The following is a 17,398-nucleotide window of genomic DNA, read 5'->3' on the forward strand; positions in this document are numbered from 1 at the left end:
TCCTGCATCACTACTACATAGCTCTCTCTCTGTAAAAGGACATTGATCCTTTTGCTATTATGCAGCTTTGTGAATCATAGGATAAATTTAACACTATATAAATTCCTAATGAAGTGTAACATCTACAGATTGCAGAAAGGTTATAGAAATATTACAGTTTTGTATCGCCGGAAGCTGGTTTTCACCTTAAAGCCTGTCATACGAATGCTTATGGGTGTAATATTACATTCTAATTACAATACAGAATATAAATGAATTTCCCATGGTGAATCCTGGTCTTCAAATGTTTCCTCCAACGATAATCCAATATCTTCCGCATTTTCAATCGGGACAGCAGACAGGATGTAATCTCCTCCCAGATCCTTCATTGCGTCTGTATCAATAGCCAAGTCCTGAATCGGTTCATTTTTGTTTCTAGTATACATATAATCCTTTCCATGCTCGGCTACATACATGTACAGCCTTCCGCCCCATGTATCAAAATAGTGTTCTAATGTCGGACTCTTATCCAGCTCTCCGGCAATTACTTCGCGAAAACGATGCTTATAATCCAGCGGGAAGCTATTGTTATACGTATCCAACGTGTAGAAGCCATTAAATTGAGCGATGGTCGGATGTAATCCGATGCTGACCACGCGGTAATCACTCGGATCTTCTCCAATATAATCTTGAATCGATGTAAACAGGTCCTCTGAATAAAACTCTTTAAAGGTCGGTGTGTTTACTTCCCGGTACTTAAACTCTTCTGACTGCCCGAAAAGCAGTATACTCTGCCAGATAATCAGGACGGCAACAAGAACCTTCCCGACTTTTTTCAGCTGCCACAAAATAAGTAAGGCTAGTGCAAAGGCAATATACCAGATTGGCGGATCCATAAAATGAATCCGTGCAAAATTAAATGTATTCAAAACAGAAATGCTCTCTTTTAATGGCTGCCAGCCTTCCCAATACCAGAAAGCGTACCAGAAGGAGAGGGCTAAATTAATCAAAAACAGGGTGAAGAGCCATTTTGGCTGCCTGTTTTTAAATAAGGCAAGCAAGATAGCTATTAAAATAACCGGAATAATAATATAAGCCTGTACGGCCTCGTCATGGGTGTGCCCATATAAAAAATTCTCCCATGCTAATTCATAGCTTCGTTCAAAGGTATTTCCGCTTAACTCCAGCTCCTCCCGGTGAGAAGTAAAGCTGTCATCGAAAAACATGGAGGTAATCAATAAATAATCCTTCATCACAAAGATACCTGCCATGATGGCAATGGCAGCAAAAAAAGCACCATTCCATTTTTTATTGCGAATCCAGTCAATCAGCCACAGCAAGCCAATAACTGCTAAAAAGAAAACAAAGCTGAGGACAAAATTAGCAAAAAACGGAATCAGGCATAGCAGTATCCATGTATGCTTCGGCGCCTCTGTCCGGTATTTGCGAATCATTAAAAAGACATATAAAGCAAGCGGCATCCCTGCAATGGAAAGAACTCCCGAAGGCCAGTAAGGAAGCATCGCAAAAGCAAGCGAAACGCCTACCGTTATCCAAGGTGTTGTCTCTTTTTTCACAATAAAACGCGTTAATAATAAATACATGCCAAAAAACGCTGCAAAGCGCATAATAGTCTGGCTGATGGTATAGGCTGTAATTGGTTCAAACAGTACATAGAGCCAAAGCGCCGCATCAAAAGCAGACGGCAATGCACTTCTCGGCAATCCGTCAATCGCATACGGCAGCGGCACGTCTGTTAACGTGAAAATAGACCCGCTCTCTGCAAGTACTTTATACCAGACAATATTAGAGTCCATGTTGTCATGGACTCTAATATGTACATCTTCTCCATAAATCACATAAGGAGATAAGTAGGCAAGCAAAACAAGGCAGCCCACCCATATCCATTTATTGTGCATAAAATTGCTGAATGCTTTGAATGACATATGCTACATCCCCTTTACTTATCCCATAGTAAAGTGGTAATCGTATCAAACGTTCACTTTCTATCGTTGTATATCTGTCTTCTCCAGAGAAGACGCCGCATGCTTTTCCTGCGACAGATGAATGCAGCGGGACATAGTGCGTTGCTGTCATAATACCAAGCTGCTTTAAATAACGGATCAATTGACTCCGCACTTCTATATTTCTTGTTTTAATAAAGAATATGTGTCCATTGAAGGCTCTACCTTCTGGAATATAAGGAAGCTCTATCTTTCCTGCATCTGCAAGATCAGCCAATCCTTCTTTATACATTTGCCAGGTTCCGAGACGATTATCATTTATTTCCTTCGCATGCTCCAGCTGTACAGACAGATAAGCTGCATTCAGCTCGCTGAGCAGATACGAGGAACCAATGTCTCTCCAAGAATATTTATCCACTTCTCCACGGATAAACTGTGAACGGTCCGTCCCTTTCTCTTGAATCATCTCCGCACGCTCAACGAGAGAAGGATCATTAATATATAATGCCCCTCCCTCCCCGCAAACATAATTTTTGGTTTCATGAAAGCTGATCGTTCCCATGTGGCCAATCGTTCCCAATGCTTTTCCTTTATAAAAGCTCATTAATCCTTGTGCAGCATCTTCGACCACCCATAGGTTATGTTTCTCTGCAAGCTCCATAATCCGGTCCATATCACAGGATACGCCGGCGTAATGAACGACCACGATGACTTTTGTCTTTTCGGTAATTGCCGCTGCAATTTGTTCCGGGTCGACATTCATTGTCCTTGGTTCGACATCTGCAAAGACAATGTTCGCGCCTCGGAGGGCAAATGCATTTGCTGTCGAAACAAAGGTGTATGAAGGCATAATGACTTCATCTCCTTCTCCAACCTCTGTGAGCAGCGCAGTCATTTCCAGTGCCGCTGTGCAGGATGGAGTAAGCATGACTTTTTTCACGCCCATATTTTCTTCCATCCATTGCACACACTTTTTCCCGTAAGGGCCGTTTCCTGATAATTTCTTTCCTGCGATGGCATCTTTGATTGCTGTATTTTCTTTTCCTATATAACATGGTACATTGAATGGTATCATGGTATCACCTCATTATCAGAATACCTGCTACTACAAAAGCAAAGCCGATGATTTTCTGTGTACTGATTGGTTCTCCAAATAAAAAAACCGAGAATATAAAAACAAGAATAAAAGAAAGACTCATAAATGGATAGGCATAGCTGATATCAAATTTAGTCATCGCAGCCATCCAGCTTAATGCCGCTAAGAAAGCAGCAATAAAACCGGAGAGTATCCAGGGGTTCCAGACAAGCTGAAATAAAAATAGAAATTTATCAAAGAGCCCATCCGGCAATTCCCCTTGCCGATCCATTGTCCACTTAATAATTAATTGTCCATAAACGGTAAACAAAACGGTTCCAGCAATATAAAAATAACCCAAACCTCTCTCCCCCTGACATTCCTTTGTATACTTCTACCGCGATACAAAATAAATGGATATGTGTTTAATAGTATCTGTTTAATAGAAGGAACCGTTCACCTTATGATAAATATCCTTCCCAGCCCGCAACCGGAATCCTAAGCCGATGAAAACATTTAATGACGCCGGATTGCTGGGTGAAATCGATGTAACCAGCTGCTCCCTGCCAGTACGCTCAAATTGCTCTTTGACGCATGCAGAAGTAAAAGGTTTAGCAAATCCCTGTCCGCGAATGTCCTTATGCATTGCTAAAAGCAATACATTTTCTTCCTGATAAGCAAAGAATCCTTTCACACGGCCATCCTGCTTATAAGCAAGAATCAGCTCCTGATCAATCAAGTCCTTTACCCAATTTCGGTAGCGGAGATCGGCCATTTCATTCGGAACATGAAAATCACGGTGATACCTGCCGCCTTGAAATGCTTCTTCGGCAATCGTTAAAATGTCAGCTGCATCATAATTTTCATGGAAGGTAACATCTCCAGCTTCTTCTTCTAAAAATTTATTGCGGTAACAATAGGGCTCCATTAATGTATCTGCATAATAAAAACCATATTTGTGAAGCAATGCCTTATCAGCCAGCGGATCTACTTTAACGGTAAAATGCCCCTCGACATCTGCTGCAGCCTGCAGCGCAGCTTCACTATATTCGGTTAATTGAAAGGTATCAAGCGGGAAATTCCGGCTGTCCCAAGGCGTCGGCTTTAAATATTCACTCATTTTCCTCTTCCTCCCTGTTTCACTTCTAACGTTTCATTTTTTTGGATTTCCCCTTTTATGTCCTTAATTAAATAAATAGGACGGTTCTTCGCTTCGTTGAAAATTTTCCCAAGGTAGAGACCAATAATTCCAAGCTGGAAGAATAGTAAACCGCCAATAAAAAAGATGGACACCATCACACTGGTCCAGCCTTGAACAGGCTCATCCAAAAAGAAATAGCGGGAAAATAAATACAGCGCATAGATAAACGAAGCGAATGCCATCAGAAAGCCTACACCAATCGAAAGCCGGAGCGGTTTATTCGATTGGGAGACAATCGCATCTGTTGCTAAAGCGAATAATTTTTTCAATTGATAGGAGGACTTTCCTTCTTTTCTGGCATCATGCTGTACTTCTATTTTTGTCTGCTGATATCCCATCCATTGAATAAAGAAAGGAAAATAACGATTTTGCTCGCGCAGCTTACGAAAGCTCTCCACTACTTTTTTTCGGGATATACTGAAATTGGCGATTGTTGCATCTGTCTTCTTCCCGGTAAAATAATCATAGACTTTATAGAAGGCTTTTGATGTGAGTTTTTTTACATTCTTATCCTGCCTTTGCATGCGCTGTGCAAAGACAACATCATAGCCGTCCTGGGCCCGTTCGTACAGCGAAGCAATTTCTTCCGGCCGGTCCTGCAAATCACAATCCATCACAACCACCCAGTCTCCTGAGGTAAAGTCAAGACCTGCCGTGATGGCATGATGCTGTCCAAAATTACGGGACAAATTAATTCCTTTTATTTTTTTATCTTTCTGATGAAGCTTAAGCATTGTTTCCCAGGCATGGTCCGGGCTCGCATCATTTACCATAATGATTTCATAATCTGCCGGAATGGACTGGATAGTTTGAATAATGCGTTCTGCGAGCTCGACAAGGCAGCGTTCACAGCCATAGACCGGGACAACAACTGAAATCAAATCGGTATGTTTGTTTTCCATTTTGCTACATACCATTCCACAGTTTTTCTCAGTCCATCCTCTAAATCAACTTGCGGCTGCCAGCCTAGTTCCCTTTGAATTTTACTTGCATCGATGGCGTATCTCTTATCATGTCCTTTTCGATCCGTCACAAAGGTAATCAAATCAGAAAAATGCGCTAAACGATACTTTTGCAGTAAATCTGGTCTTTGCTCGTCTAATAAATAACAAACGGCATTGGTGATGGTGATATTTTCCTGTTCATTATTTCCGCCGACATTATAGGTTTCCATCGTTTTACCCTGATGATAAACCATATCGATTGCTCGGCAGTGGTCCTCAACAAACAGCCAGTCACGGATATTCTTCCCATCCCCGTAAATCGGTATCGGCTCATTTGCCAAAGCCTGCCGGATAATCGTAGGCAGAAGCTTCTCATCATGCTGTCTTGGTCCATAATTATTCGAGCAGGAGGAAATAATCACATTCATCCCATACGTATGACCAAAGCTTTTTACTAAAAAGTTCGCTCCAGCTTTCGATGCGCTGTATGGATTTCTTGGGTCATAGGGCGTGTCCTCTGTAAATTTTCCAGATTCACCTAATGAGCCATAAATTTCATCCGTGGATATGTGATGAAATCTGCGCTCACCAAGCTCTCCTTTTTCCTCCCAATCTGCTCTCGCCGCCTGCAAAAGATTCAACGTACCAACGACATTTGTATCGATGAACGGGCTCGCATCATGAATCGAACGGTCTACATGGGATTCTGCAGCAAAATGAATAACCCCTTCAATATCATACTCTTTGAAAATCGCTGCTACGGTTTTCATATCTGCAATATCGCCATGAATAAATTGATAATTCCCGTTATTCTCGACTTCAGTTAAATTAGCTAAAGAGCCGGCATAGGTTAGCTTATCTACATTAATCAATTGCTGATCAGGATATTTCTGCTGGTAATAGTCGATGAAGTTGGAGCCGATAAAGCCAGCTCCGCCAGTAATTAAGATAGCCCTACTCATTTTCAACCAGTCCTAACATCGGATGATGGTCGATGGTATCCCAGTATTGCTGGCTATGCTTGCGATTGGCAATTTCTATTAAATATTGCCCATAATCGGTTTTTTCCATCGACTTTCCTTTTTCATATAATACATCTCTTGATATATATCCCAGATAGAAAGCAATCTCTTCCAGGCAGGCAATTTTAAATCCTTGGCGCTGCTGGGTCGTTTTGATAAATTCCGCTGCATCAAACAACGACTCCTGGGTGCCTGTATCCATCCACGCAAAGCCTCTGCCTAACAGCTCTACATGAAGCTGATTCCATTTTAAATATTCTTTATTTAAGTCGGTAATTTCTAATTCCCCTCGTTCTGAAGGTTTGAGCTTTTTAGCAATCTTCACTGCTCTGGAATCATATATATACAGCCCTGTTACGGCAAAGTCTGATTTTGGATCATCTGGTTTTTCCTCAATCGAAATTGCTTTTTGATGATGATCAAATTCAACCACACCAAAGCGCTCGGGGTCTTTAACCCGATATCCAAATACAGTCGCATGCTGATGGTTCTTTATCGCATTCCGCAATAAGGTGGTAAACCCTTGGCCATAGAAAATATTATCCGCAAGAATCAGCGTAACATTATCCTTTCCGATGAATTCTTCAGCAAGAATAAAGGCTTCAGGAATTCCTTTTGGTTCAGCCTGTTCTTTATAGACAATTTGAATACCTAATGCCGATCCGTCTCCCAGTAATGTCTCGAAACGAGCAATATCTTCTGGTGTACTAATAATCATCACTTCTTTAATACCACCCAGCATCAAGACAGATAGCGGATAATAAATCATCGGCTTGTCATAAACAGGCAGCAGGTGCTTATTCATACTATCTGTACTCGGAGACAGACGTGTTCCACTTCCTCCAGCCAGAATAATTCCTTTCATGATACACACCCTCCATCAAAATATATTTTTATTGTTTTTAAAACATAGGTCTTGTTATTATCTACATTATTCCTTTAAAGACCGTTTTGTAAACTTACATTCTTGTTTCAAATTTATTTCGTGAATAGAAAAGCTGTTGCAGATTTACCATGAAATTGCCACAATTGTATAGAAACAGGAAATGATGCGGATTTATTTTATCGCAGGTGCCTGTTTTTAATATAATAAACCATCTCTATGTTTGCTAAAAATGTGTATGCGAATAATTTAAAACGCACTATTACAAACAGAAATCTGTTAGAGTAATAGCTAAAATAGAAATAGATTAAGTAAGGAAGATTTTAAATGAACAGACAGCAATTAGAGAAAAACATATACAAATATGCCTCTGAGTTACTTACGGAGAAAGGTTATGTCAGTCCAATCGATGTTTTGATGAAAATGGAGAAATTATCAAAGAAGCAAGCTGAGGATTGGCACTTTAAACGGATTCCTTATTTGGAAAAATGCGGCTATCCCATGCCAAAAAAGCGATATCCTGCTTTAAGAAACTCACAAACGATGAGAGAAAAACAATCGAATTATAGATGGATAGAAAATGACGCAGCCTATGGATTGTACACATAAGCTGCGTCTCTTTGTATTACATTTACCTGCCTATCGTTGAACGCTATCTTTCTCTTTTGCGATACATTTCCTAATATCCATCATCGCCTGCAAATGCATGCCTTCATGAAAAATCGTCCGTATTAAAACCTGCTCGATCGTATATATCCCCATTTCAATCGGTTCAAATTCCTCTGCTAATCGATGCTGATACTGCTTTCTAATGACATTGGGCTGTTCTCTTAATAAATTCTTTAACGCTTCAAAGGTTGGCGTTTCTGAAGTAAAGTGATTAGGTGATGTTCCAAAACCAAACCACTGGTTAAAATATCTCGTTGCTTCGGAGGTCTCCTTTGTCAAAGTCTCTATCCACAAGAATTGGTCTAAATAAATATGTCCGAGATTCCAGCGGATATTATTATTAAAATTCGCCGGCACCATTTCTGCCTGCTCTGCCGTGATGCCCTCTACTGCCATCAACACATCTGTCCGATAAGCTGCAAGCTGGTTAAATAGTACTTCCTGTTCACTGGTCATTATTTTCTCCTCCCTCTTCTATCGTTTTCTGATCCGTTGTTTTTTCCTCGTTATATATTATTTCTACATTATTGAGAGAACTCCTGCCGCGAAGATAAATAAAAGGCATGACGCTCATCTCTTAAAGAGCACCATACCTTTTATTCAACATCTATGCTTCCCTCTTATATTTCTTATCCGCAGCTGACTGCAAAGTTGATTTTTTCTCTGTTATTCCATACCAATACGCTGCACCAATGAAAACTGCCCCGCCGACAAGATTTCCAAGGGATACCGGAATCAAGTTAGCAGCAAGACCTGCAAAAGTAATTGTTTCCGGATGCGGGATCATTAAAGCAGTTGACAGCACAGTCATATTTGCCACACTATGCTCAAAGCCAGATGTGATAAAAGCGAATAAACACCAGAAAATCATGATGAGCTTTGCTGTTTCATCCTTTAATTTAACAGAGCACCAGACGGCCAGACAGACCAGAATATTACAGAGAATCCCGCGAACAAACAGCTCCATAAATGGTCCGCTCATCTTGGCGCTTGCAGAGGAAATAATGAAATCTGCCGTTCCTCCCGTAGCCAATCCCGAATAAAAGAATAATCCAGCTACAACAATAGACCCGGCAAAGTTGCCAAAATAACTGAATACCCATATCCGCAGCACATCTAAAACCCTTGTTTTCTTTGTTAAAAAGCCAATTGTCATTATCATATTATTTCCCGTAAACAAGTCAGATCCAGCCATAATGACCAGACTCAAAGCAATCCCAAAGGAAACACCCATGACAATCGATGTTCCGGCAAACTCTGTCGGAGCAAGCATCCCGCCGATAGTAAAAATTAAAATAATTCCTAGACCGACAAAAAATCCTGCCAGCATCGTCATGATGAGATATTTGCTTTTACTATGATTCAATTGTTTTACCTTGGAAACAGCTGTGTTACTGAAAGTGGTTATGGTCTCCATCATTTTTTGTTCCTCCTCTTTGCATCCCATTCTATCGCATTCTCAGTCCTACTTCTATCCTGTTTTTCCAGCTTCTCTTTCAACTCTTTGGTAAGTACCAGGCCGGCGTCAGATGTTGAAAGTGCCACTGTCAATTTTTCCTGACTGAGTCCTGCTAAAGCAATAAAATTAGATAGCTCATTTTGACTTGTATCATGGACCCACTGGTTATCTGCCGCACATCGGCAAACATACGCGTTGACTGCTTGATTATCCGTTGCCGCAAAAATGAGATGTGCATTTTTTATGTCTTGTGCTTCAAATTTTTTCTGCTTCCAGACCACATCATGCATTTTAAATAGCTCCTCCCGTATCCCCGGACTGATTACGGTGATTTTGGCTCCTGTTCCTGCCAGTTCTTTTGCCTTACGCAGAGCTGTCTCCCCGCCCCCGATAATTGCCACCCTTTTTCTGTCGAGGTTCATCATCACCGGATACATCTTCTCCATCACACGCTTCCTCCATTCGCTTGATTAACGTTTTTTTCATCAGCTCATCAAATTCTAAGTTTGGGCAAATAACAAAAGTATCCTTTGAAGAGAAAACAATCTGTTCTATTTTTTCAAGCTGCAGACCAGTAAATAACAAATATGGCATCACATAAACTTTTTTATATCGATAAGGAAGAAATTCCAATGTTTCTTCCAGGCTGGGTTTCCCCAGCTGCAGGAATGCTGTATACACCGGAATATCCAATTTCTGCTCAACGCTCTTTCCAATCTGCTGCAGCTCTTGAATAGGCCTGAGATGACTGCTCCCGCCGCCAACAAGCATAATTGCTGTATCCTTTTCATTTTTTTCAGCTCCGATACGTTTCACCACAAGATCAACCATATATGGATGTGCTCCAAACGGCTCCGAGATTTCAAACGAAATAAAGGGATATTTCCTTTGAACCGCACGCAGCTCCTCCGGAATATCCAATTGGTGTTGAATTGCTGAAAAAAGAAGAACAGGCACAATCAAAAACCGCTTTGCCCCATCAGCAATTAACTTTTCCATTGTCTCTGCAATGGTCGGAGCGGTTAATTCCAAAAAAGCTATTTCCTGGTTTGGAGAAGCAACCTCCTCCTTCACAGATTCAATAAATCTCTTAAACTGAGCTTCTCCTTCTTCACAACGGCTTCCATGACCAATATAAACCACTGCATCAAACATGTGTATCCCTCCCATTTATTCGATTTATTTTTGGCTGTATCCGCTTCTCCAGTTTTATAGAATCTTTGTTACATCATGTATTCTAATATTCTCACATTTATCAACCTGCTTTTTAGCAGCGATTACACGTCCCGCCAAGATCATTTCGCTTATTCCTTACATTCTTTATACATTATTAAATCTGTAAAATTATTTGTGAATAAATTCACAAATGTAGTTAAAAAAAAAGATACCTTCCAGTTTTTCTTTCCAGAGAATAACTCCCTCACTGTTAGTGTAGCACATTCTATTTTTGAATTGCGTTGATTTTTTGAACAGTTTGTGTCTGGTTTAGTAATGTTGGGTGAATCAGCGGAAAATGCCAGCTGCCAAACAAGCAAGATGCTTCATTCTGATTTCCGGGACACAGATATGTTTAACATCGTGTTTCATATATTCGGCAGGAAAGAAGCATTTCTTCCCTGTCGAAATACAATGCAAATCATCTATTTGCGGATAATAAATACATTCTCATACAGGAACATTTAAGGCCAAAACCCCAGCCATTTCCACCACGTAAAAGCAACAAAAAGCGTTATGAGCGTGCTGGCAAGCGTGGATAATAAACCAGGCAGGTAAAAGTCCTGTTGATTTATCATTCCGGTTCCGTGAACGACAACGTTGGGCATCGTTTCTACAATTAACACATATCCGAATAAAATGGTTAGTGCAGAAGTAAAAGCAATCACTACCGGATCAAGATTTGCCTGAAACGACAGACTGATAAGCACAGGAAGTAATGTAACTACCGCTGTTGATACATTCGTAACCCCTAAATGGTAAAGCTGCGATATTAAAATAACGATAAGTATCGCGAGCCATGGATTCGCAAATATATTTACGATTTGTTCCGAGGTAATCAGCACCTCCAGGATTTCAATGGCTCCGGATTCAATTAAGGCGAAACCTAAAGAGAGCGTTGCTCCAATTAATAGAACTAAATCAAAATTGACACCGACCAGCTTCCGCCATTCTACAAAACCTATTTTAGGCATTGCCATTAAAACGACCGCCATTAAAGCCGGGACGGTGGGGTGATAGCCATGGAGCGGCTCTGTCATCCAGAGAATAACTGTTACCAACAGGATAATCATACATTTCAGTTCTGCACCGTTTATCCTCCCTAATTCTTTCTTTTTCTGTTTCATTTCGTTCGATAAGGTTTCAAAAGAAAAATTTTCAGGCGGGTAGCATTTCCAAACAATATACGGAATAACGATAATTAATAAAGTCCATATTGGAAAAGCATATAACAGCCAGTCTAAATACGATAGGGTGCGCCCTGTATATAATTGTAAAATTTCGATGGTCAAAATATTCCCGATAGCTGCTGTTAAAATGGCTGTCCCGCTGACATTCCCTGCATAAGCTGTTCCTACCAGCATCAGCTTGCTAAAGTTGCTCCCCTTTTTCGCACCTACGGATTTCAAAATAGACAGAACAACTGGAACCATCAGCGAGGCGCGCACTGCAGTTGCAGGTATAAAAAAAGCCTGGATTTGCATAAGTAAAAACAAGCCCATAAAAATCCCTTTAGCTGAAGCTCCCCACTTAGCCAGCAATATGTAAGTAATCCTGTCCATCAAAGAAGTTTCGTTTACTCCTTTGGCAATCATCATGCCAGCCACAATTAAAAATACCGCCGGAGACCCGAAGCCGCTTAAGACAACATCAATGGAGACAGCGTGTAAAAATAGTAATAATACCATGGTAAGAACAGATGTCATTCCAAGCGGAAGGGACTCAAAAGCCCATAACAAAATTCCATACACCATGATGCTGATTGTAGCTTTTGCAGACCAGGGAATCTCTGCCGGCAAAAAAATCAATAAGCCGATAAAAATAATCGTAGATATCAAAAACGTTATAATTTTTCCATTTACATGGATTCGACCTCTTGGTTGGTTCGTTTTTTTCCTGAATAACATAAGAGCAGCCTTCTTTTTATCATTTTAATTTTTCCTATCTCAATGAGCTAAAAACTATTTTAACAGGAAATCCATACCATAACAGTACGGATTTCCAATTTACTAGTCAAGATGAGGCACTGATATCTTCATGTGTCACAGCTTGCCGAGGGTCAGACTTATTAATAAACTTTTGAATACCTATTAATGCAATTGTAAGAATAATCCCAATCACATCTGTCTGAATCCCGGAAAGCATAAACATAATTGCTGCACCTAAAAGAATGATTCGGCTATACCAGCTGGCCGTTTTTCCAAAAAACCATCCCTGAACAGCAGCAGATAATAAATATACTCCTATCAATGCTGTAATAACCGCCAGGATAATGGAGCCGGTTGTCCCGCTTTCCAGCAATAATTCTGGGCTGAAGAAAAACATAAACGGCACAATAAAGGCAGCAAGTCCAATTTTAAATGCTTCTACACTTGTTTTCATAGGATCTGTCCCTGATATACCAGCCGCTGCAAATGCTGCCAGCGCAACTGGCGGTGTAATGGCAGAAATAACAGCATAATAGAAGACAAACATATGTGCAATAATCGGTTCTATTCCTAGATTCACTAATCCCGGGGCAATTACAGAAGCGGCGACAGCATAAGCCGCTGTTGTCGGCATCCCCATGCCTAGAATAATAGAAATGGCCATGGCAAAAATTAAAGCGATAAGAAGATTATTATCTGCTATCGTAAGCAGCATCGAACTAAATCGTTGACCAACCCCCGTTAACGCGATGACACCCACAATAATCCCGGCTGTAGCTACAATGGCAATCAGTTGAATGGCATTTTTCATGCCTAATTCTAGTGCTTCTAAGATCTTCATCAGACCCATTCTATTTTCTTTACTAAATAGACTTAAAATAAAACAAGCCACGATTCCAACAGTACCTGCAAAGATTACAGAAAATCCATTTACTAACAGATAGATTAATAAAACTACTGGCGTAAATAGATAGAATTTCTTCATTAATTTTTTTAAGTTAGGCAGCCGGTCCCGAGATAAACCAACCATTCCACTTTTCACAGCCTGGAAATCTACCATAAAATAAACGGACACAAAATATAAAATCGCTGGAATGGTTGCCGCTATAATAATACTTGAGTAAGGCATTCCAGTAATTTCCGCCATCAAAAATGCGCCAGCTCCCATAATCGGCGGCAGCAGCTGACCCCCTGAGGAGGCAGTTGCTTCTGTTGCTGCGGCAAACATGGGGCGGTATCCAGTCTTTCTCATCAGAGGTATTGTCAAAGATCCAGTCGCAACAACATTACCTGCTGAAGTTCCGTTTATCATCCCCATGAGGCCCGAAGAAACCACAGCAACCTTTGCCGGCCCGCCTCTGAGTCCGCCTGCTATCCTGAAGGCTACATCAATAAAATACTGGCCGACACCAGACATTTGCAAGAATGCGCCAAAGATGATAAAAAGAATAATATATTTGGAGGAGACATCTGTCGTTACCCCAAATACCCCATCTAAACCATATACATATGTTGCGAACCTCTCCAATGAATAACCATTATGATTTAAAATCCCTGGCAAATACGGTCCTGCAAAAGAATACAGAATAAACACAAACGCCAATATAGGTAAAATCCAGCCGCTCGCCCGACGAGTTATTTCTAAAACTAACAATAAACCAAGAGCTGCAACAATAAAGTCCATCGTAGTAGGCGCTACTCCAAACCGAAAGACAAGCTGACTCAAATTGATATAAATATATAAAGCAACGAAAATAGCAACTGCAATAAGCAGCCAATCTATAATAGACACTTTATTTGACTTTGTCTTCCAGCCTTTGTAAAGCATTAAGGCAAGTACTGTGCCAAAAGCCAGATGCGTACTTCGGAATACCCAAGGGTCAATTGGATTAAAATTAAGTATATACAAATGATAGAGTGCTCCAATAACAGCAATAGCTAAAAACAGGTAGCGTACAAATCCAGATAGATTTCGTATCTGCTCTGAAGTTTCTATCTCATCTTCTCCAAGCGTGGTATCTATTTTTTTATTTTCGTTTTCCTCTTTTCTTTCTACCTGCTTTTCACCTTCTTTATTCCAATTTTTTTGTTTTTTCTCTTTTGACATATATTGCCCTCCTTGTTAACACGCCGAAATGATAATATTGAAACTTTATGATAGCTTTTTATTCAAATGGATATTATCTATTGAGCAGGGATATAGGTGGGACTTGGAGGCCCCACCATCCCTTCATGTATATGAAGTACCCTTCTCCCGCTGTTTTATTTAAGCGAATTAACCCTTCCGATAAAACGCTTTCATCCAATTCATCATTGTTTTAAACCTTATTACAATAAAAGCGTGTTTAAGATTTGCTATAACAAAGGCTAGTTATCATTGTGTCAATAAATAAAATTCATATTTTCCTTTTCCTCGCCCGCATTTATTCCCACTCGGGCGGATAAACAGCTTCTGGAAGTTCAATACCAATCTCCTCATAATAGCGAATTGCTCCAGGATGCATCGGATACTCTTCATTTCTCAGAATTGTTTCCGGATCTTCAGATTCTTGAGCTGATGCGTGGGTAGAAATCATTTGATCAATATTCTCATGATATGCTTTCACCAAATCATAGACAAATTCCTCATTCGCATCTTTTTGAACAACACCAAAATTAAACTGAGCTATGGTCTCCTCATCACTATCCAAGGAATCATACGTACCGGCCGGAATGACAAAATCCTCGAAATAAGGCAGTGCTTCTTTTACTGTTTCACGTTCTTCCCCATCGATACCATAAATGTTAATATCCATCTGTGTTTCTACCTCTGTTACCGCAGCAATTGGCATTCCTGCTGAAAAACCAATATGATCTAACTGCCCGTCAAGCATTTGAGATGCTAAATCACTTGCTCCTGCTGCAACCTGTTCACCTGTTTCAATACCAAGCGCATCATAAATCAATGGATTATATGTGCCCGGTGTACCGCCGGAAGGGCCTATACCAACCCGCTCTCCTTCATGTTCTGTAATGCTTGTGACGTCAGAATCTGCGCTGGACCACCAATGGAACGGTGTATCATACATTGGGAAGATAACACGAATATCATCATATTCTTTTTCAGCCCAATCCCCCTCATTATAATATCCTTCAAACAATGGTCCGGTTGTAACCATGCCAAGTTGAACATCGTCCACATCCAAAAGTTGAATATTGTGTACTGGTCCGCCTGTTACTTCTACATTTGACGTAACATCCAGATGATTTTCCAGCAATGTAGCTAAGCCGCCTCCCCAAATGTAATAGGTTCCGCCTTGTGAAGCTGTCCCAATAGTTACCGTAGATGGATAATCTTTTTCTTCAAACTCTCCATTATCTTCTCCACTTGCTTCTTCATCCCCACATGCCGCTAAAAATATAAGTCCTAATATAAATGCGAATAGATATAGCTTTTTTAAACCTTTCATAAGAAATCCCCCTTATATTTTTAAATATTCTGTCAAAAAAACTCAAAAATCTGGCTGTCGTACTTCTTCATTATCAGCTAACTCCAAGGTACTACGAAATAAATTTTCCAACTTAATTTTATTCCGCTTTGAAATCCAGTTCTAGAAAATCTAAGGATCAGATGGCGGTCTCTAAGAAGGCGTCCTTTACTTAAACTGCATGTTCAAAAAACTGCCCGCAGGTAATAGGTCTTTTTGATTAATTTCTTCAAACATTTCGACATTCTTCATCATGCAAATGGTATTCTATTAACTTCCCCCTTTATTCATACCTAAAATAGAATTGATGATATAAAGCGCTTACATTATTATAGGAAATATTTTCGGGATATTGTAGAACTGGATACAATTAATTGTAGAGCATAATAACTATTTTGTAAACTATTTTTAGAATTATTTGTTTTTATTAACTTAACTTGAAAATCTTATTATAGCACCGTTTGATATGCCTTCATCCTTTCATGAAATTAAAATCAATTTCTTTTACATATCAATTCATGGACCATTTCAATCATTCGGTTATATAATTCGAAATCTCTATTAAATTATTATCCGGATCTCGAATGTAAGAAGAAGTTATCGCTCCTAAAGCTCCTGTTCTTTTTACCGGACCTTCTTCAACTATCACTTCATAACTCTTCAAATGCTCTATCACATCTGAAATCGGCACATCGGTGATAAAACATAAATCAGCCGAGCCAGGCATAGGGGTTTTTGCTTTTGGTTCAAATTCTTTACCAGCTTCATGCAGATTTATTTTCTGTCCCCCAAAACGCAGTGCTTTTCTTCCCTCTCCAAATGTAATAACTTCCATTCCTAGAACCTGGCTGTAAAATGCACAGGTTTTATCCATATTCTTTACAGTCAGCACTAAATGATCTAATTTAGAAATTTTCATTGCATCCTTCTTTTTTTCTATTTAAATACATGCTTCAAGAGCAGCTAAAGATTTCCTGGCCAATTAAACCGACTAACGCCAAATCATTCGGCACTGCTTTTAAATGCAGCTTGTGATTCCTTATACCAATCCCTTCCCTCTGCATCATTAATAACCATACAAGGGAAATCTTCTACTTCTAATTTCCGGATTGCTTCCGTACCTAAGTCTTCATATGCTACTAATTCAACAGCTCGGATGCGCTTGGCTAATAAAGCTCCTGATCCGCCTATTGCGGCAAAGTAAACAGCCTGTTTAGCAGAAATCGCATCTATCACTTCCTGACTGCGGTAACCCTTTCCAACCATTCCTTTTAATCCTTTTTCAAGCAAAAATGGTGTATACTTATCCATCCTGCTGCTAGTTGTCGGTCCGGCCGCCCCAATAACTTCTCCCTCTCGTGCCGGAGTCGGGCCAACATAGTAAATAACCTGATTGGTTAAATCTACAGGAAGTTTTTCTCCCTTCTCCAATTGCTCTGCCATCCGTTTATGTGCAGCATCTCTCGCAGTAAAAATGGTGCCGGTCAGCAATACCTGATCGCCGGCCTGCAGTGATTGGATGATTGTTTCATCTTGAAATGGCACACGTATTTTTTTCGGAACCATACGCTCCCTCCTAAGTAAAAATAACG

Annotated in this window: 17 protein-coding genes; 1 reads left to right on the plus strand and 16 read right to left on the minus strand. The window is 40.1% G+C overall.

The features are described from left to right. Positions 1–233 precede the first annotated feature (233 nt). The 7 genes from ACW0TQ_RS13890 to rfbA all read right to left on the minus strand — a co-directional run bounded on the left by ACW0TQ_RS13890 (position 234) and on the right by rfbA (position 7,050). Complete coding sequence (locus tag ACW0TQ_RS13890) at positions 234–1,925, minus strand: DUF6044 family protein (protein WP_455725783.1); 1,692 nt, start codon at positions 1,923–1,925, stop codon at positions 234–236. Beyond that, a complete protein-coding gene (gene rffA / locus ACW0TQ_RS13895; protein ID WP_042530487.1) occupies positions 1,888–3,018 on the minus strand; it encodes a dTDP-4-amino-4,6-dideoxygalactose transaminase in 1,131 nt (376 codons plus the stop codon). Before rffA ends, ACW0TQ_RS13890 begins: the two co-directional genes overlap by 38 nt. Positions 3,019–3,022: 4 nt before the next feature. Further along, positions 3,023–3,379, minus strand: coding sequence for an EamA family transporter (locus ACW0TQ_RS13900; RefSeq protein ID WP_042530485.1), 357 nt, complete (start codon positions 3,377–3,379; stop codon positions 3,023–3,025). A gap of 78 nt (positions 3,380–3,457) precedes the next feature. Continuing rightward, positions 3,458–4,138, minus strand: coding sequence for a GNAT family N-acetyltransferase (locus ACW0TQ_RS13905; protein ID WP_193063536.1), 681 nt, complete (start codon positions 4,136–4,138; stop codon positions 3,458–3,460). Then, positions 4,135–5,121 carry a glycosyltransferase family 2 protein gene (locus ACW0TQ_RS13910; RefSeq protein ID WP_226894828.1) on the minus strand — a complete coding sequence of 329 codons (987 nt, stop codon included), beginning with the start codon at positions 5,119–5,121 and terminating at the stop codon, positions 4,135–4,137. The genes ACW0TQ_RS13905 and ACW0TQ_RS13910 overlap by 4 nt, the downstream gene beginning before the upstream one ends. Then, a complete protein-coding gene (rfbB, locus tag ACW0TQ_RS13915) occupies positions 5,097–6,125 on the minus strand; it encodes a dTDP-glucose 4,6-dehydratase (protein WP_193063532.1) in 1,029 nt (342 codons plus the stop codon). Before rfbB ends, ACW0TQ_RS13910 begins: the two co-directional genes overlap by 25 nt. Next, positions 6,118–7,050 carry a glucose-1-phosphate thymidylyltransferase RfbA gene (gene rfbA / locus ACW0TQ_RS13920; protein ID WP_193063530.1) on the minus strand — a complete coding sequence of 311 codons (933 nt, stop codon included), beginning with the start codon at positions 7,048–7,050 and terminating at the stop codon, positions 6,118–6,120. The genes rfbB and rfbA overlap by 8 nt, the downstream gene beginning before the upstream one ends. A 345-nt stretch (positions 7,051–7,395) precedes the next feature. On the opposite strand from rfbA, the gene ACW0TQ_RS13925 reads away from it, so the two are divergent. Beyond that, on the plus strand, positions 7,396–7,677 hold the full coding sequence (locus tag ACW0TQ_RS13925) for a hypothetical protein (RefSeq protein WP_193063528.1): 282 nt from the start codon (positions 7,396–7,398) through the stop codon (positions 7,675–7,677). Between the two features lie 30 nt (positions 7,678–7,707). Here ACW0TQ_RS13925 and ACW0TQ_RS13930 read toward each other — a convergent pair whose 3' ends face one another. The 9 genes from ACW0TQ_RS13930 to ACW0TQ_RS13970 all read right to left on the minus strand — a co-directional run bounded on the left by ACW0TQ_RS13930 (position 7,708) and on the right by ACW0TQ_RS13970 (position 17,372). Further along, positions 7,708–8,193, minus strand: a complete 486-nt coding sequence (locus ACW0TQ_RS13930; protein WP_193063527.1) for a DinB family protein — start codon at positions 8,191–8,193, stop codon at positions 7,708–7,710. A 151-nt stretch (positions 8,194–8,344) separates the two neighbouring features. Beyond that, positions 8,345–9,157, minus strand: coding sequence for a formate/nitrite transporter family protein (locus ACW0TQ_RS13935; protein ID WP_042530469.1), 813 nt, complete (start codon positions 9,155–9,157; stop codon positions 8,345–8,347). Then, positions 9,154–9,642: a precorrin-2 dehydrogenase/sirohydrochlorin ferrochelatase family protein gene (locus ACW0TQ_RS13940; RefSeq protein WP_084612863.1), complete on the minus strand. Its 489-nt coding sequence runs from the start codon at positions 9,640–9,642 to the stop codon at positions 9,154–9,156. Before ACW0TQ_RS13940 ends, ACW0TQ_RS13935 begins: the two co-directional genes overlap by 4 nt. Continuing rightward, a complete protein-coding gene (locus ACW0TQ_RS13945; RefSeq protein ID WP_084612862.1) occupies positions 9,560–10,351 on the minus strand; it encodes a sirohydrochlorin chelatase in 792 nt (263 codons plus the stop codon). Before ACW0TQ_RS13945 ends, ACW0TQ_RS13940 begins: the two co-directional genes overlap by 83 nt. Before the next feature lie 524 nt (positions 10,352–10,875). Further along, entirely contained in the window at positions 10,876–12,318 is a 1,443-nt protein-coding gene (locus ACW0TQ_RS13950; RefSeq protein ID WP_455725784.1) for an SLC13 family permease, read from the minus strand. Positions 12,319–12,424: 106 nt separating this feature from the next. After that, positions 12,425–14,446: a TRAP transporter permease gene (locus tag ACW0TQ_RS13955; RefSeq protein WP_455725785.1), complete on the minus strand. Its 2,022-nt coding sequence runs from the start codon at positions 14,444–14,446 to the stop codon at positions 12,425–12,427. Positions 14,447–14,762: 316 nt separating this feature from the next. Then, positions 14,763–15,788, minus strand: coding sequence for a TAXI family TRAP transporter solute-binding subunit (locus tag ACW0TQ_RS13960; protein WP_042530465.1), 1,026 nt, complete (start codon positions 15,786–15,788; stop codon positions 14,763–14,765). 550 nt (positions 15,789–16,338) lie between these two features. Next, a complete protein-coding gene (locus ACW0TQ_RS13965) occupies positions 16,339–16,725 on the minus strand; it encodes a VOC family protein (RefSeq protein WP_042530463.1) in 387 nt (128 codons plus the stop codon). Positions 16,726–16,808: 83 nt separating this feature from the next. Then, positions 16,809–17,372, minus strand: coding sequence for a Fe-S-containing hydro-lyase (locus ACW0TQ_RS13970; RefSeq protein WP_256704967.1), 564 nt, complete (start codon positions 17,370–17,372; stop codon positions 16,809–16,811). Positions 17,373–17,398 lie beyond the last annotated feature (26 nt).

The sequence above is a fragment of the Oceanobacillus sp. M60 genome, from assembly GCF_053839645.1.

What these genes read in the sequence shown, in the direction of transcription:
- rffA (WP_042530487.1), bottom strand. Translation starts at nt 3,018, where the DNA reads ATGATACCATTCAATGTACCATGTTATATAGGAAAAGAAAATACAGCA.
- ACW0TQ_RS13930 (WP_193063527.1), bottom strand. Translation starts at nt 8,193, where the DNA reads ATGACCAGTGAACAGGAAGTACTATTTAACCAGCTTGCAGCTTATCGG.
- ACW0TQ_RS13935 (WP_042530469.1), bottom strand. Translation starts at nt 9,157, where the DNA reads ATGATGGAGACCATAACCACTTTCAGTAACACAGCTGTTTCCAAGGTA.
- ACW0TQ_RS13910 (WP_226894828.1), bottom strand. Translation starts at nt 5,121, where the DNA reads ATGGAAAACAAACATACCGATTTGATTTCAGTTGTTGTCCCGGTCTAT.
- ACW0TQ_RS13955 (WP_455725785.1), bottom strand. Translation starts at nt 14,446, where the DNA reads ATGTCAAAAGAGAAAAAACAAAAAAATTGGAATAAAGAAGGTGAAAAG.
- ACW0TQ_RS13945 (WP_084612862.1), bottom strand. Translation starts at nt 10,351, where the DNA reads ATGTTTGATGCAGTGGTTTATATTGGTCATGGAAGCCGTTGTGAAGAA.
- rfbB (WP_193063532.1), bottom strand. Translation starts at nt 6,125, where the DNA reads ATGAGTAGGGCTATCTTAATTACTGGCGGAGCTGGCTTTATCGGCTCC.
- ACW0TQ_RS13890 (WP_455725783.1), bottom strand. Translation starts at nt 1,925, where the DNA reads ATGTCATTCAAAGCATTCAGCAATTTTATGCACAATAAATGGATATGG.
- ACW0TQ_RS13970 (WP_256704967.1), bottom strand. Translation starts at nt 17,372, where the DNA reads ATGGTTCCGAAAAAAATACGTGTGCCATTTCAAGATGAAACAATCATC.
- ACW0TQ_RS13960 (WP_042530465.1), bottom strand. Translation starts at nt 15,788, where the DNA reads ATGAAAGGTTTAAAAAAGCTATATCTATTCGCATTTATATTAGGACTT.
- rfbA (WP_193063530.1), bottom strand. Translation starts at nt 7,050, where the DNA reads ATGAAAGGAATTATTCTGGCTGGAGGAAGTGGAACACGTCTGTCTCCG.
- ACW0TQ_RS13925 (WP_193063528.1), top strand. Translation starts at nt 7,396, where the DNA reads ATGAACAGACAGCAATTAGAGAAAAACATATACAAATATGCCTCTGAG.
- ACW0TQ_RS13940 (WP_084612863.1), bottom strand. Translation starts at nt 9,642, where the DNA reads ATGGAGAAGATGTATCCGGTGATGATGAACCTCGACAGAAAAAGGGTG.
- ACW0TQ_RS13965 (WP_042530463.1), bottom strand. Translation starts at nt 16,725, where the DNA reads ATGAAAATTTCTAAATTAGATCATTTAGTGCTGACTGTAAAGAATATG.
- ACW0TQ_RS13905 (WP_193063536.1), bottom strand. Translation starts at nt 4,138, where the DNA reads ATGAGTGAATATTTAAAGCCGACGCCTTGGGACAGCCGGAATTTCCCG.
- ACW0TQ_RS13950 (WP_455725784.1), bottom strand. Translation starts at nt 12,318, where the DNA reads ATGTTATTCAGGAAAAAAACGAACCAACCAAGAGGTCGAATCCATGTA.